Source organism: Psychrobacter sp. W2-37-MNA-CIBAN-0211, assembly GCF_040309405.1.
Classification (GTDB): Bacteria; Pseudomonadota; Gammaproteobacteria; order Pseudomonadales; family Moraxellaceae; genus Psychrobacter; species Psychrobacter glaciei.
Window position 1 is genome coordinate 1 of the sequence record NZ_JBEOOU010000363.1, and the last position, 257, is coordinate 257.

At 54.5% G+C, this 257-nt stretch carries 1 protein-coding gene; it reads right to left on the reverse strand.

What is annotated here, in order from left to right:
- On the reverse strand, window positions 1-257 hold a 257-nt coding region (locus AAEY72_RS15520), incomplete at both ends, for a beta/alpha barrel domain-containing protein (RefSeq protein WP_352311507.1).

Here is a 257-nt window from a genome sequence, read left to right on the forward strand (position 1 = left end):
GACTCGGATCATCGAGACGCCCTGCTCCTTGAGCATGGCGAAATCCTCGTTACCCACGTTTTTAGGGTGGACCATCACCGCAAGCTCGATTCGGCCACCGCCAGCCCGGCGAACGCGCTCGATAAATTCAGCATTTATATTGCTTGTCAGTCCATGCTCAACGTTGGGCGCGAACGACCCCCTGCAATAACCAACTTCACATACATTAATCCCGGCCTCTGCCAAGCTTGATGTTATTACCAGGGCCTGTTCGTCCG